This is a genomic window from Maritimibacter dapengensis, from assembly GCF_019218265.1.
In the GTDB taxonomy this organism is placed as follows: Bacteria; Pseudomonadota; Alphaproteobacteria; order Rhodobacterales; family Rhodobacteraceae; genus Maritimibacter; species Maritimibacter dapengensis.
On record NZ_JAHUZE010000001.1, the window covers coordinates 341,973 to 357,094 of the forward strand.

At 63.1% G+C, this 15,122-nt stretch carries 13 protein-coding genes; 11 read left to right on the plus strand and 2 right to left on the minus strand.

Translation table 11 applies throughout. The features are described from left to right. From KJP28_RS01775 to KJP28_RS01825, 11 genes are all read left to right on the plus strand, one after another. Positions 1–1,593 carry an acyl-CoA dehydrogenase family protein gene (locus KJP28_RS01775; RefSeq protein WP_218390511.1) on the plus strand — a complete coding sequence of 531 codons (1,593 nt, stop codon included), beginning with the start codon at positions 1–3 and terminating at the stop codon, positions 1,591–1,593. Between the two features lie 244 nt (positions 1,594–1,837). Beyond that, positions 1,838–2,308, plus strand: coding sequence for a 4-hydroxylaminobenzoate lyase (locus KJP28_RS01780; RefSeq protein ID WP_218390512.1), 471 nt, complete (start codon positions 1,838–1,840; stop codon positions 2,306–2,308). A gap of 56 nt (positions 2,309–2,364) precedes the next feature. After that, the gene (locus tag KJP28_RS01785) at positions 2,365–3,900 is read left to right on the plus strand and encodes a benzoate-CoA ligase family protein (protein ID WP_218390513.1); all 1,536 of its coding nucleotides are present in this window, start codon (positions 2,365–2,367) and stop codon (positions 3,898–3,900) included. Further along, positions 3,900–4,706, plus strand: coding sequence for an alpha/beta fold hydrolase (locus KJP28_RS01790; RefSeq protein ID WP_218390514.1), 807 nt, complete (start codon positions 3,900–3,902; stop codon positions 4,704–4,706). Before KJP28_RS01785 ends, KJP28_RS01790 begins: the two co-directional genes overlap by 1 nt. Beyond that, positions 4,703–5,062 carry a DUF309 domain-containing protein gene (locus tag KJP28_RS01795; protein ID WP_218390515.1) on the plus strand — a complete coding sequence of 120 codons (360 nt, stop codon included), beginning with the start codon at positions 4,703–4,705 and terminating at the stop codon, positions 5,060–5,062. The genes KJP28_RS01790 and KJP28_RS01795 overlap by 4 nt, the downstream gene beginning before the upstream one ends. A 149-nt stretch (positions 5,063–5,211) precedes the next feature. Beyond that, positions 5,212–6,870, plus strand: coding sequence for a 2,3-epoxybenzoyl-CoA dihydrolase (gene boxC, locus KJP28_RS01800; RefSeq protein WP_218390516.1), 1,659 nt, complete (start codon positions 5,212–5,214; stop codon positions 6,868–6,870). A gap of 60 nt (positions 6,871–6,930) precedes the next feature. After that, complete coding sequence (gene boxB / locus KJP28_RS01805) at positions 6,931–8,382, plus strand: benzoyl-CoA 2,3-epoxidase subunit BoxB (RefSeq protein WP_218390517.1); 1,452 nt, start codon at positions 6,931–6,933, stop codon at positions 8,380–8,382. 63 nt (positions 8,383–8,445) lie between these two features. Further along, the gene (locus tag KJP28_RS01810) at positions 8,446–8,610 is read left to right on the plus strand and encodes a hypothetical protein (protein WP_218390518.1); all 165 of its coding nucleotides are present in this window, start codon (positions 8,446–8,448) and stop codon (positions 8,608–8,610) included. A gap of 112 nt (positions 8,611–8,722) precedes the next feature. Continuing rightward, positions 8,723–9,913: a benzoyl-CoA 2,3-epoxidase subunit BoxA gene (boxA, locus tag KJP28_RS01815; protein ID WP_218390519.1), complete on the plus strand. Its 1,191-nt coding sequence runs from the start codon at positions 8,723–8,725 to the stop codon at positions 9,911–9,913. Between the two features lie 68 nt (positions 9,914–9,981). After that, positions 9,982–10,398 (plus strand): acyl-CoA thioesterase, encoded by a 417-nt coding sequence (locus KJP28_RS01820; RefSeq protein ID WP_218390520.1) that lies wholly within the window; start codon positions 9,982–9,984, stop codon positions 10,396–10,398. An 87-nt stretch (positions 10,399–10,485) separates the two neighbouring features. Then, on the plus strand, positions 10,486–11,385 hold the full coding sequence (locus tag KJP28_RS01825; RefSeq protein ID WP_218390521.1) for a helix-turn-helix transcriptional regulator: 900 nt from the start codon (positions 10,486–10,488) through the stop codon (positions 11,383–11,385). Positions 11,386–11,412: 27 nt separating this feature from the next. On the opposite strand, the gene KJP28_RS01830 is transcribed toward KJP28_RS01825, so the two are convergent. Both KJP28_RS01830 and KJP28_RS01835 read right to left on the minus strand, forming a co-directional pair. Next, entirely contained in the window at positions 11,413–12,336 is a 924-nt protein-coding gene (locus KJP28_RS01830) for a histone deacetylase family protein (RefSeq protein WP_218390522.1), read from the minus strand. 88 nt (positions 12,337–12,424) lie between these two features. Beyond that, positions 12,425–15,106 carry a bifunctional acetate--CoA ligase family protein/GNAT family N-acetyltransferase gene (locus tag KJP28_RS01835; RefSeq protein WP_218390523.1) on the minus strand — a complete coding sequence of 894 codons (2,682 nt, stop codon included), beginning with the start codon at positions 15,104–15,106 and terminating at the stop codon, positions 12,425–12,427. Positions 15,107–15,122: the final 16 nt, after the last annotated feature.

Here is a 15,122-nt window from a genome sequence, read left to right on the forward strand (position 1 = left end):
ATGAAACCCTTCAAGGCCCCGCTCGACGACATCTACTTCATCCTGAACCACGTGGTCGGGGCCGACCGGGTGGAGGGGTTCGACCCTGACTTTTCCCGAGAGATCACCGAGCATTTCGCGGGTTTTGCCGAAGGCGTCATCGCGCCGACCGACGAAATCGGCGACCGCATCGGAGCGAAGCTCGTCGATGGCCGGGTGAAAATGCCCGACGAATTCCACAACATGTTTCAGGCCTATGTCGAACAGGGCTGGCCGGGCCTGATGCTGCCCGAGAAATACGGTGGTCAAGGGGTCGATGGCGTCACCGGCGGTGTCGTCCATGAAATCCTGATGGGCGCGAACCACGCGTTCCAGATGCTCGTCTCGCTGGCCGTGGGTCAGAACCGCGTGTTCGAGCATTTCGGCACCGAGGCGCAACGCGCGAAATACGTGCCGCGTCTGGTCGAGGGCAAGCTTCTGGGCACCATGGCGCTCACCGAACCGGGGGCCGGATCGGACCTTGGCCGCATCCGCACCCGCGCGGTGCAGGACGGCGACCTCTACCGTATCACCGGCGAAAAGATCTTCATCTCCGGTGGCGATCAGGATCTCTCCGAAGGTGTGTTGCACCTCGTCCTCGCCCGCACTGGTGAGATGGATTCCGGCGTGCGGGGCCTGTCGCTCTTCGCCTGCCTCTCCAACCTCGACGACGGCACGCGCAACGCGGTCAAGGTGACGCGGATCGAGGAAAAGATGGGGCTCCACGCCCAGCCGACCTGCCAACTCGCCTTCGACGGGGCCGAGGCCGAACTGATCGGCGAGGAAGGGCAGGGGCTCAAGGCGATGTTCGAACTGATGAACCACGCCCGCGTGGACGTCGCGCTCCAGGGCGTGGCGCATTCCTCCCGCGCGTGGGACATCGCCACCGACTACGCTCGCGAACGCGTGCAGGGTCGCAATGCCGACGGCCCCGTGACCATCGACCAGCACGGCGACGTACGCCGGATGCTGGATGAGATCGACTCGGTCGCCATGGGCGCCCGTGCGATGACCCACCTCACGCTCGTCACGCTGGAAACCGGCGAAGACCCGTGGCTGGTCGAGCTGCTGACTCATCTCATCAAATGGTATGCGACCGAGATGGGTCTGCGCGCGGTCGAGACTGGCATGCAGGTGCTGGGCGGCTACGGGTTCCTCTCGGAATACCGCGTCGAACAGACCTACCGCGACCTGCGCATCGCCGCGATCTACGAGGGAACCTCGGGCATCCACGCCATGGGCGTCGCTGCCCGGCTTCTACGTCTGGAGAACGGGGCCGCGATGGACGCCTTCGTGCGTTTCGTCAAATCCGTCGAAGGGGGCGAACGGCTGTCGGCGTCGCTCGCCACGTGGGAAAAGGCCCGCGCGCATCTGGAAACCGGGGCCGATCCCGGCCCCATCGCCACGCCCTTCATCCGCCTGACCGCCCGCGTGCTGGAACAGGCACTCTGGGCGCGCATGGCGGCGGCGGCCGACAACCACCCGGACCCCGAACGCATTCGCCGGGTCGCCGCTCTCGTCACCCGGCAAGCGGCGCGGGTCGATGCCGACCTCGCCGAAATCCTCGCGGCCTGATCGAGGCCGGTTGCGGCGTGCGCCGCGTTTACCAAGTCACCCGCTCATCGCGTATGGGGTCTTTGCCATACGCTTTCCATACGTGTTCCATACGTCCTCCATACGTGGACGCTTCACGGCCCGGCATCGGTTAACGCGACCGAACTTATGCAAAAAAGTGCAATATCGCCTGCGACAACTTGTCAGCAAGGCTAGATTGTGCATTATATAGCATCAGCGAGTCGCACAGATTCAGGGAGGAATCATGTCCGCAGCCGAACAATTTTCCATGCTCCTGGGCTCCATCGCCGCCCGCCTCGAAGGCGTGCCGCTGGATGATGACATGGCCGCTTTCCTTAATGCCGAATACCCGCCGGAAAGCGAGGAATTTCAAGAGCTTGCCGCTCTCTGCGCCGAGGGTGAGCGCGACGGCTGGCTGATGAGCCGCGAGGCGGGCGGGATCAAGTTCGGTCGCGCGATCAAGCCTGGCGCGGCTGCCGGAAGCTTCTCGGTCGACGTCGTGCGGATGAAGGACGTCGCCGGACCTCACCACATCCACACCAACGGCGAAATCGGCGCGGTCATGCCTATCCAAGGCGAACCCCGCTTCGACGATTTCGCGCCCGGCTGGTATGTTTATCCGCCCGGCTCCGACCATCATCCGACCGTCTCGGGCGGCGATGCCTATGTGCTCTATCTCCTGCCGGAAGGCGCCATCGAGTTCACCGGCAAGTAGCTGAAAAACAATGCGAACACGCCCACGCGGGGAGGCGCGGGCAGGGAGGATCATCAATGACGAACGAGAACGCGGCGGTCTATTTCCTCGACCGCAACGTCGACGAGGGCCGGGGCGACAAACCCGCCTTCATCGAAGCCGACGGGGCGCAGCGTACGCTGACCTACGGAGATCTTCAGACGCAGGCCGGATGCTGGGCCGGTGCGCTCGAACGGCACGGCGTCCGGCGCGAAGAGCGCGTCGCGATGATCGTGCGCGACCAGATCGAGTTTCCCGTCGTTTTCTGGGGGTCGCTCAAGGCCGGCGCGATTCCGGTGCCGCTCAATACGTTGTTGTCGGCGTCGGTGTACGAGGCGATCCTGCACGACAGCCGCGCCTCGATCCTCGTCGTCTCGGCGCAGTTGTGGGAAACGGTGAAACCCGCGATCGACGGAAACCGCTACCTGCGAACCGTGGTCGTGATCGGTGACCACCCGGAAGGGACCGAGACTTACGAGCAATTCATTGACGGTGCCGATTGCCTCGACACCTGCGACGCTTCTGCCGACGAACTGGCCTTCTGGCTCTATTCCTCCGGCTCCACCGGCACACCCAAAGGCGTGCGCCATGTTCATGGCTCGCTTCAGGCGACCGCCGACACATTTGGGCGCGACGTGCTCGGCATCCGCGAAGACGACACCGTCTTTTCGGCGGCCAAGATGTTCTTCGCCTACGGGCTCGGCAACGCCATGTCGTTTCCCATGTCAGTCGGCGCGACAACGGTGATCTTCGCGGGCCGTCCCACGCCAGACGGTGTGCAGGACGTGCTAACCAACTACAAACCAACGATTTTCTGCGGCGTCCCGACGCTTTTCGCCGCGATGGTCGCCGCGACCGAAGCCAAGGGGTCTGCGCCCGAGCACGCCCTGCGCCTTTGCACCTCGGCTGGCGAAGCACTCCCGCGTGAGATCGGGGAACGGTGGGAACGGCATTGGACCGCGCCCATCGTCGATGGCGTCGGCTCGACCGAGATGCTGCACATCTTCCTCTCCAACCGCCCCGGCGACATCGTCTATGGCACCTCTGGAACAGCGGTTCCGGGTTACGAGGTGAAGCTGGTCGACGAGCATGACGAAGACGTTCCCGAAGGCGAAGTCGGCGAACTTCTCGTGCGCGGCCCGTCCTCTGCCGAAGGCTACTGGAACCGCCGCCACAAATCACAGTCGACCTTCCAAGGGCACTGGACCCGCACCGGCGACAAGTATGAGCGCACCCCGGAAGGCCGCTACGTTTACTGCGGGCGCACGGACGACATGTTCAAGGTCTCCGGCATCTGGGTCTCGCCCTTCGAGGTCGAACAGGCGCTGATCGACCATCCCGCCATCCTTGAAGCCGCCGTCGTCGCGCGGGGGGACGAAAAAGACCTCATCAAGCCAGCGGCTTACGTGGTTCTGAAAGAAGGTCAGGCCAATCTTTCCGTCGACGACATCAAGGAATTCGTCAAGGAAAAGATCGGGATGTGGAAATACCCGCGTTGGGTCGAGGTTGTGGATGAACTGCCGAAGACGGCGACCGGCAAGATTCAGCGCTTCAAACTGCGCGAGGGGTGCTGATGCTCTGGGGTGAAGGCCATCTGTCGGCGGGCGGCAAGTCGCTCGAATACAAGACGTACGGTGAGAAATCCGACGGTCCGGTGATCGTCATGCTGCACGAAGGCCTGGGGTCGGTCTCGCTCTGGCGCGACGTGCCGGACCGGATCGCCAAGGCCACCGGCCTCCCGGTGTTCGCCTATTCCCGCGCCGGCTACGGACAGTCCGATCTCGCCGATCTGCCGCGCCCGCTCGACTACATGACCCGCGAGGCCGTCGACGTGCTGCCCGAGGTGCTCGATCAGGTCGGGGCCTCGCATTACATCCTTCTGGGCCATTCCGACGGCGCGACCATCGCCGCAGAATATGCCGGTCGGGTGTCGGACATGCGTGTTCGTGGCATCATCCTCATCGCCCCGCATTTCTTCACCGAAGAGATGGGGCTGGCCGAGATTGCCAAGGCGCGCGAGGCATATGAGGCGACCGATCTGAAGGACAAGATGGCCCGCCATCACCGCGACCCGGACAACACCTTCCGGGGCTGGAACGAAAGCTGGCTCGCACCGGGCTTCAAGGATTGGAACGTGGCCGAAGTCATCGACTACTGGCGCATCCCCTGCCTTGCGATACAGGGGGGTGACGACCAATACGGCACGCTCGCACAGATCGAGGAAATCGAAACCCGGACCTATTCTCCCGCCGACATCGCCGTGATCGACGGCGCCCGCCATGCCCCGCATCTCGAAGCGCCGGAGGAGACGCTCGCCGCGATTGCGGACTTCTGCGACCACCTTGAGACCATGGAAGCGGCGGAGCCGGAAGGCGTATGACACGCCCGCCGCATATCCCGGGCCAGAACGCCCGTCCGCCCGAGGGGTCGATCCCTGCCGGCGTGGACGAGGGCAAGCGTCAGTTCGCGGCGGGCTATTACTGGGAGGCGCATGAGGCGTGGGAACCCGTCTGGATGGGCTTGCCCGACGCCAGTTCTGAGCGCGCGCTGGTGCAGGCGATGATCCAGATCGCCAACGCTCGTCTGAAACTGGTCATGGGCCGCGACAAGGCGGCGCGCCGGATCGCGGACATCGCGCAGGTTCACCTGGACGAAGCGCGCGGAGCGGATGGTGCGGACTGGGCCGGGCGCGAGATGGAATCACTGCGCGCCGACCTGAAATCAGATGTGCATTAAAATGCATAAACACACAGCAACTTGCGCCCTTTGACCGTAAGTTGCTGAAATAAATAGAAACTTTAGTTAGCACTATAGTGCACGTTTGGGTTTACCTGAGGACCGTAACGCACTATATTGCTCTTAACGCGAACAAGGAGACCGGGCTTATGAGCAAGGTGATCGACTTTCAAACCGACCCGTCCAAGTACCATCACTGGAAGGTGGAATACGATGGCCCCGTGGCCACCGTTTACATGGACGTGGATGAAAACGCGGGCCTGTTCGACGGCTACAAGCTCAAGCTGAATTCCTACGATCTCGGCGTCGATATCGAGCTGGCTGATGTTGTGCAGCGGATGCGGTTCGAGCACCCCGAAGTGAAAACCGTGGTGATGAAATCGGCCAAGGATCAGGTGTTCTGCGCTGGCGCGAACATCCGCATGCTGGGCGGTGCGGCCCACAGCCACAAGGTCAACTTCTGCAAGTTCACCAATGAGACGCGCAATACCTTCGAGGCGGCCGAGGCCGACAGCGGGCAGAAGTGGATCGCTGCCGTGAAGGGGGCCTGTGCCGGGGGTGGATACGAGCTCGCTCTCGCCTGCAACCACATCATGCTGACCGACGACTCGACCTCCTCGGTCGCGCTGCCGGAAGTGCCGCTTCTGGCTGTGCTGCCGGGCACCGGGGGTCTCACCCGCGTCACCGACAAGCGCAAGGTGCGCCGCGACCGCGCCGACATCTTCTGCTCGATCGAAGAGGGCATCAAGGGCAAGCGCGCGAAGGATTGGCGGCTCGTGGACGAGGTCATCCCGAACTCGAAATTCGAGGAAACGGTGACCGAACGCGCCCGCGAATTCGCTGCCAATTCCACCAAGACGGACGTCGAAAAGGGTATAGAGCTGACCCCGCTTAACCGCACCATCGACGACAAGGGCGTTCATTACGACCTCGTCGAAGTCGAAATCGACCGTGAGGGCCGCAAGGCGACCATCACCTTGTCCGGCCCGGAAGCCGACGCGCCGGGCTCGACCGACGAGCTTCTTGCGCAGGGGGCCGAGGGCTACATGCTCAAGCTTGCCCGCGAGCTGGACGACGCGATCCTGCATCTGCGGCTGAACGAGATGGAAACCGGCCTGTGGGTGTTCCGCACCCAGGGCGATCCCGAAGCTGTCACGGCGCATGAGAACATGCTGCTCGAGAACGATGACTTCTGGCTCGCAGGCGAAATCCTCCAGTACTGGAAGCGTGTCCTGAAGCGGATCGACGTAACTTCCCGCTCGCTCGCAGCACTTGTCGAGCACGGGTCCTGCTACGCCGGTGTGCTCGCGGAAATCCTTTTTGCCGTGGACCGCACCTACATGATGGAGGACGAGTTCGAGGGCGACAATCGCCCCACCGCCACCGTCACGTTGTCGGAGTCCAACTTCGGGCGCTACCCGATGGGCAACGACCTCAGCCGGCTGGAAACCCGGTTCCTCGGTGAGCCGGAAAGCCTCACCGCCGCGAAAGAAAACATCGGTGAAGCGCTCGAGGCGGAAGAGGCCGACGAGCTGGGCCTCGTCACCATGATCCTCGACGACATCGACTGGGACGACGAGATCCGCATCTTCATGGAAGAGCGCGCCTCGTACAGCCCGGACGCGATGACCGGGATGGAAGCCAACCTGCGCTTCGCCGGACCCGAGACGATGGAAACCCGCATCTTCGGTCGCCTGACCGCCTGGCAGAACTGGATCTTCAACCGCCCGAACGCGGTCGGTGAGAACGGGGCGCTCCAGCGCTACGGCACCGGCGTGCGCGGCGAATACAACATGGAACGCGTGTAAGCGCGAAAGTCTGGAAGGGTGGGCTATCGTGCCCACCCCAACCTTTAGGGAGAACGACACATGGTCGACGTGATCAATGTCAGCTACGACACCCAGATTCCGAACAACGTAGGGCTGTCCTCGGACCGTAAGGTTCTGAAGGCACTTGAAAAATGGCACCCCGGTTACATCAACTGGTGGAACGACCTGATCCCCGAGAAATTCCAGAAAAGCATGGTCTACCTGCGCACGGCCGTCTCGGTGGATCCCAAGGGCTGGGCCAAATTCGATTACGTGAAAATGCCCGAATACCGCTGGGGCGTTCTGCTCGCTCCGCAGGTCGAGGATCGGACGATTCCCTGTGGCGAACATTTCGGTGATCCGGCCTGGCAGGAAGTGCCGGGCGAGTACCGCAACCTCCTCAAGCGCCTGATCGTCATTCAGGGTGACACCGAGCCGGGGTCGGTCGAACAGCAGCGGTTCCTGGGCCTCACGGCTCCGTCGCTCTACGACATGCGCAACCTGTTCCAGGTGAACGTGGAAGAAGGCCGTCACCTCTGGGCGATGGTGTACCTGCTTCAGAAGTATTTCGGACGCGACGGGCGCGAAGAGGCCAACGATCTGCTGGTCCGCTCCTCCGGCTCGGAAGAAGCGCCGCGTATGCTGGGTGCGTTCAACGAAGAGACGCCAGACTGGCTCTCGTTCTTCATGTTCACCTACTTCACCGACCGTGATGGCAAGATGCAGCTGGAATCGCTGGCGCAGTCGGGCTTCGACCCGCTGAGCCGCACCTGCCGCTTCATGCTGACCGAAGAAGCTCACCACATGTTCGTGGGCGAAACCGGCGTGGGCCGCACGATCGAGAAGACCTGTCAGGTGATGCGCGAGAACGGCATCGACGACCCCTACGACACCGACAAGATCCGCTCGCTCGGCGTCATCGACCTTCCGACGATCCAGAAGAAGCTGAACCTGCACTACACCCTGTCGCTCGACCTGTTCGGGCAAGAGGTGTCGACCAACGCCGCCAACGCGTTCAACGCAGGGATCAAAGGCCGCTTCCACGAGCATCGGATCGACGACGACCACATGCTCAAGAACGACACCTACGTCGTGTGGGATTTCGAGGACGGCAAGGCGGTGCAGAAAGAGGTGCCCGCCCTGACCGCGATCAACATGCGGCTGCGTGACGATTACATCAAGGACGCCGCCGGTGGTGTGGGCCGCTGGAACAAGATCATCGAGAAAGCCGGGATCGAGTTCGAGATGAAGCTTCCGCATGAAAGCTTCAACCGCAAGATCGGCGTCTTCTCGGGGCATAACTTCAACCCGGACGGCGAGATGGTGTCTGGCGCGGAGTATGACGCGGGCCTGCCGAACTGGCTCCCGACCCATGCCGACGGCGACTTCATCCAGTCGCTGATGGTCCCGGTGACCGAGCCGGGCAAATACGCATCCTGGATCGCCCCGCCGAAAGTCGGTATCGACAACAAGCCGGGCGACTTCGAATACGTCAAACTGCACATGGCGTAAGCCGGACGCAAATCCGGGGGCGGTGCGCCCGCCCCCGGAGACGACCCCAAGGGAGGCCACACAATGCATATCGACCGAACCGCCGGACCTACGACCCGCGCACGCGACCTCGCACAGCAGGTTTCAGGGTTGAGGCAAGGCTGCCTTGGCTGCGATGATTGCAAGGGCCGCTGTCACGAACTGGTCGAGGCCATGCTGGTCCCCGACATCGTGTTGAAGGGCAAATAGGTCGCGGAGAGGTCCCGGATCACGTCCGGGACGCGACCCTCGGCCCGCGCGTCAGCCATCCCGAAAACCCGCCCCGGGCCTGACCCGGGGCCTCGTTTCCAACGGTAGCCACATGAACAAGCCGCTCAAACAGCACCTCATCGACCCGGAAATCTGTATCCGCTGCTACACCTGCGAGATGACCTGTCCGATCGAGGCGATCACCCATAACGACGACAACGTCGTGGTGGATGCCGAGAAGTGCAATTTCTGCATGGATTGCATTCCTGTCTGCCCGACCGGGTCCATCGACGAATGGCGCGTGGTGAACGAGCCCTATTCGCTCGAAGAGCAGTTCGAGTGGATGGAGCTTCCCGAGCAGGAGGAGATCGAGGCGGGCGGCGATGGTGACGATGGCGAGGCGCTCGACGCTGCCATGGCGGCGCTTCTGGCCGAAGCGCACAGCGGGGCAGGGGGCAAATCCATCGCGCCGAAATCCGCCTCCAAGGCGACCGTGAACCTTTACAACCTTGGCAAGCCGGTGACCGCGACCGTTCAGGGTAACTATCGCCTGACCGCAGAGGATTCCGACGCCGACGTGCGTCACATCATCCTGGACTTCGGCGCGGCCCCCATGCCTGCGCTCGAAGGCCAGTCCATCGGGATCATTCCACCGGGTGAAGATGCCGAAGGCAAGCCGCACCTGCCGCGTCTCTACTCGGTCTCCTCGCCCCGCGACGGCGAGCGCCCCGGCTATAACAACATGTCGCTCACTGTGAAGCGCGAAGAGCACGGGGTGGCGTCGAACTATGTCTGCGATCTGAAGAAGGGCGATGAAGTGAAGGTCACTGGGCCGTTCGGTTCGACCTTCCTCCTTCCGTCCGATCCGGACGCGGAGCTTCTGATGATCTGCACCGGCACCGGCTCGGCCCCGTTCCGTGGTTTCACAATGCGCCGCCAGCGCGAGATGCCGACCAACAAGGGCAAGCTCACGCTCGTCTTCGGCGCGCGCAAACAGGGCGAGTTGCCGTATTTCGGGCCGCTGAAGAAAGTGCCGGACGCGTACATGCACAAGGTCTTCGCCTTCTCCCGGCTCGAAGATCAGCCCAAGCAGTATGTGCAGGACAAACTGCGCGACGAGAAAGAGCGCGTGGCGAAGCTTCTGACCTCCGACAAGGCCTATATCTACATCTGCGGCAAGAAAGAGATGGAGCACGGGGTCGAAGAGGCGCTGGCAGACATTGCGCGAGGCGAGGGGCTGGAATGGAAAGCCATCCGTGACGCGATGCGCGAAGATGGTCGTTACCACGTCGAAACCTACTGAGGCGCGGCGGTTCCGTTGAAAGAACCCGACCGGACAACCTCGACAAAAACGGCGAGCCAGAAAGCGGAATGACCCAGCCATTCACCCACGAAATCCTCGTAAGCTGGGGCGATTGCGACCCGGCGCAGATCGTCTACACGGGGCGTATCCCGAATTTCTGTCTCGACGCGATCAATGCGTTCATGGATGCGGAAATGGGCGGCGGCTGGTTCATTCAGGAGTTGGACCACAACATGGGGATGCCCTTCGTCAAGATGGACATCGACTTTCGCGCGCCCGTCACACCGCGACATCGACTGGCGTGCACCGTTCGGGTCGAGCGGTTGGGCACAAAGTCCGTCACCTTCCGGGTCGAGGGGCATCAGGACGGCAAGCTCTGCTTCGAAGGCAGCTTCACCGAAGTTTTCACCATCGCCGACCAGTTCAAATCGCAGGAGATTCCGGGTCACGCTCGCGAAGTGTTGGAAAAACACCTCATCGCCTGACCGGAAATATGCACTATATCCCGAATCTCTTTGAAAGGTGGGGCCAAACCGCCTAGGATTTGTGCATTATAGAACAGGGAGCCCGGCTTGGCCGAGATCACCAATTTCCGCGGAGAAGCCCGCTCGGACGAGGCAAGTCACGTCGACGATCTGATCGCACGGGTCGGGGAACGCGTGCGCCGGGCGCGCGATCGCAAGGGTATCCCGCGCCGGGTGCTGTCGGAGAAATCGGGTGTCTCGCCCCGCTACCTTGCCCAGCTCGAAGCGGGCGAGGGGAACATCTCCATCGGGCTTTTGCAGAAGGTCGCGCATGCGCTCGACCACAAGATCGAATGGCTTGTGGGCGAAGATGACCCCTGGACCTCCGAGGCGCTGCGCGTCGCTGACCTGTTCCGCACGGCGGATGCGGGAACCCAGCGGCAGGTGCTCTCGACCCTGACCCCGGAACCGGCGGCGCAAAGCCGGGCGCATCGTATCTGCCTCGTCGGTTTACGGGGCGCGGGCAAGTCCACGCTCGGGCGGCGCGCGGGCGAGGCGCTGGGCATTCCCTTCGTCGAGCTCAACCGCGAGATCGAGGAACAGGCCGGGATGCCGGTGGACGAGGTCATGGCGTTTTACGGGCAGGAAGGCTATCGGCGGCTCGAAGCGCAGGCGCTTTCCCGTGTGATTGCGACCCATGACACGATGATCCTCGCCGTCGCGGGCGGCATCGTCGCCGAACCCGAGACTTACAATCGCCTGCTGACCCATTTCCACACGATCTGGGTGAAGGCTACGCCAGCCGAACACATGGCGCGGGTGCGCGAACAGGGCGACGAGCGCCCGATGGCGGGCAACCCTGAGGCGATGGACCAACTCAAGTCGATCCTCACCTCCCGTGAGGCGCTTTATGACAAGGCGTTGGAGAGCCTCGACACGTCGGGCAAGACCGAGGACGAAAGCCTTGCAGAAATGTCCGCCCTGATCCGCGAACGCGGGTTTCTCTGAACGCTCCGGTTCCTCCCCCGGACGCTTCTAACCGATCAGCACGTCGATATGGCGCACGACCGAGCGGGCGAGCACGCCGGGCTCATAGCCGCCTTCGAGCATCGACACGATGCGTCCTTCCGCGTGGCGGGACGCGACCCCGGCGAGTACGCGTGTGACCCATTCGTAATCGTCGTCGGTCAGTGAAACGCTCGACATATCGTCCGCAACATGGGCGTCGAACCCGGCCGAGATCAGGACCAGTTGCGGCTTGAACGTGTCCAGATGCGGCAACCAATGCTCCTCGACCGCCGCACGGAATTCCTTGGACCCGGCACTGGCCGAAAGCGGGATGTCCACGAGGTTGTCGGTCTCCTTCTCGTGGCCCGTGAACGGATAGAACGGATGCTGGAACGACGAGCAGAACAGGACGCGTGGTTCGGTGCGAAAGATGTCTTCGGTGCCGTTGCCGTGGTGAACGTCGAAATCCACGATCGCGACCCGGTCCAGCCCATGCGCCTCGAGCGCGTGGGCCGCCGCGACGGCGATATTGTTGAACAGGCAGAACCCCATGGCGACACCGCGTTCCGCGTGATGACCGGGCGGGCGCACGGCGCAGAAGGCTGGGTTCGCCTCGCCCGACATGACGAGGTCGACCGCCAGCACGCCCGCGCCCGCCGCGCGTTCGGCGGCGCGCATGGTTCCGGGGGACATCACGGTGTCGCCGTCGACCTCGATCGACTGCATCCCCTCGCCGGGCGCAATGGCATAAACGCGGTCGATGTAATCGGCGTCATGCACGCGCAAAAGCTGCTCGCGTGTCACGCAAGGGGCGTCGTAATGGCGCAGAACATAGTCCAGCCCGGATGAGATCAACTGGTTGTTGATCGCCTCGAGCCGCAGAGGCTGTTCGGGGTGCATAGGCCCCGCATCGTGGTCATGGCACTCGTGGTGCGAAATGAATGCGAGCATATGTCCTCCCTCGTCCGGCACGAGGTCGCGCCGGTCCTCATGATCATCCTATCACATCCGGCATGGACCCGCGCCGTGACACGTCGCCTCAAAGCCTGCGTTCGACGATCACAAGTTCCGGGTCGTCCGGGTCGTAGCGCTGGGTGAACCCCAACTCTTTCATCAGTTTCAGCATTGGCGCGTTGTTTCTGAGAACCGTGCCCTCGATCACCGACAATTCGTGGTCGCGCGCGGCTCCGAACAACGCCTTCATCAGTCGTGTGCCGATGCCCTGGTGCTGCACCTGGTCACCGACCACGATCGCGAACTCGCAAGACGTGCCATCGGGGTTCATCACGTAGCGCGCGACGCCGCATTGCACCTCTTTTCCGTCGATCTCGGCCATCGCCACCAGCGCCATTTCGCGGCGGTAGTCGATCTGCGTGAACTGGACCAGCATTTCGGGCGACAGCTCGTTCAGAACGCCCATGAAGCGGAACATCCGCGCCTCTTCGGACAGGCTCTTCACGAAATCCTGCTCGCTTTTCGCGTCCTCAGGCCGGATCGGGCGGATGGTGAGCGGCGTGCCGTCGGACAGATGCTCGTGCTGGATCAGGTGACGGGGGTAGGGGTGGATCGCCATGTGGTCGTAATGGCCGTCACGGGCGGGCGGACGGGCGACACGGATGCGGGCGTCCACTGCCATGACACCGTTGGTGCCGGCGATAAGCGGGTTGATGTCCAGTTCGATGATCTCGGGCAATTCGCTGATCATTGCGGAGACCCGGCGCAGAACATAGATCACCGCGTCACGGTCGGCGGGTGCACGATCGCGGTAGCCGTCGAGCAGCCCGGACACGCGGGTGCGCGAAATCAGGCGCTCGGCGAGCATCGCGTTCAGCGGCGGGATCGCGACCGCGCTGTCTTTCAGCACCTCGACGGCCGTGCCGCCCGCACCGAACAGGATCGTTGGGCCGAACACGTCGTCGCGGCTGCATCCGATCACCAGTTCGCGCGGCTCGTCGATATGGGCCATTGCCTCGACGGTGACGCCGCGCACCTGCGCGTTGGGGCGCATGCGGCGCGTGTTCTCGCAGATCGTTCGGAACCCGCGTTTCACTTCGGCAGGATCGTTGATCCCGATCCTCACGCCGCCTACGTCGGACTTGTGGACGATGTCCTGAGACGCGATCTTCATCGCGATCGGAAATCCGACCGATTGCGCGGCGACCAGAGCCTCCTCGGCGGTTTCGCATTCGATGGTCATGTTGACCGGGATGCGGAACGCCTTGAGTAGCGCCTTGGCTTCGATGTCGGACAGAAGCTCGCGGTCGTCCGCAAGGACCGCGTTGACGATCATGCGGGCACCTTCGAGGTCCGGCGCGTTTTCGGGTGACAGGGGGCCAAGGGTCTGCAACGCGAGTCTCCGGTTACGGTGATGTTTGGCAAGGTAGGAGAATGCCTCGACCGCCCGTTCCGGCGAGATGAAATCCGCGATCCCGTTCTCGGACAGGACTTTGCGCCCTTCCGACACGGTCGCCTCCCCCATCCAGCAGGCGAGCACCGGCTTCTTGCGCCGTTTCGGTAGCGCCTCGACCACCGACCAGGCCGCGGCTGTCGGGTCCGTCATCGCCTGTGGCGTGAGCATGACCAGAACGCCGTCGTTGCTCGGATCGTCGTAAACCGCCTTGACCGCAGGCCCGTAGCGTTCGGGGCCCGCGTCGCCGAGGATGTCGATCGGGTTCGCAGCGGTCCAGTGTTTCGGGAGCAGTTTGGCCAAGGTTTCGCGGGTCGTCTCGGACAGGTCCGCAAGCGCGATGTTCAGGTCAGCGCCCCGGTCTGCGGCCAGAACGCCTGCGCCGCCTCCGTTGGTGATGATCGAAAGACGGTTGCCGGTGGCCTTCTTGTTCGACGACAGGATCTCGGCGGCGGCGAACAACTGGCCGAATGTCATCGCCCGCACGGCACCGGCGCGCTCCAGGACCGCGTCGAACACATCGTCCGACCCGATCAGCGCCCCCGTGTGGGTATGGGCGGCTTTCGATGAGGCGGCGTGGCGACCGGTCTTCAGCACGATCACCGGCTTCAGCCGCGCGGCGTAGCGGAGCATCGAGATGAATGCCGGCGCGTGCTGCACACCTTCGACGTAGAGCAGGATTGCGTCGGTATGCGGGTCGGAGGCCAGGTAATGCAACATGTCGCCGAAGTCGATGTCGTTGGAGTTGCCAAGCGACACGAGCGCCGAGAAGCCAAGATGATGGGGGCTGGCCCAGTCGGAGATCGCCGAGCACAGGGCACCCGATTGCGAAATCAGCGCCAGACGCCCTCTTGGTGTTCCGCCCTTCAGGTAGGATGCGTTCATCTTCGCCCAGGGACGAACCAATCCGATGCAGTTCGGCCCCATGAAGCGAACGCCCGACCGCCTTGCGGCTGCGATGAGGTCCGCTTCGTAATTCCGGCCGGTGTTGCCGCCTTCGCCGAACCCGGCGGACAGCACGACGGCGTTCTTGATCCCGGCCTCGCCGCAATCCCGGATGATCCCCGCGACCGAGCGCGCGGGGGTGCAGATCACGGCTAGGTCGATCTCTTTGCCGATGGAAGAGGCGGATCGGTATGTCTTGTGCCCGAAGACCGTATCGTGTTTCGGGTTGATCGCATAAAGCGCCTTGTCGAACCCGTCGTCCAAAAGGTTCTGGAATACCCGTGACCCGACCGATCCTTCGGTCTCGGACGCTCCGAAGACGGCGATCGAACTCGGGTCCATCATGCCCTTGAGGGGGTTCTCTTCCATGTCCTGCTCCTTTGGC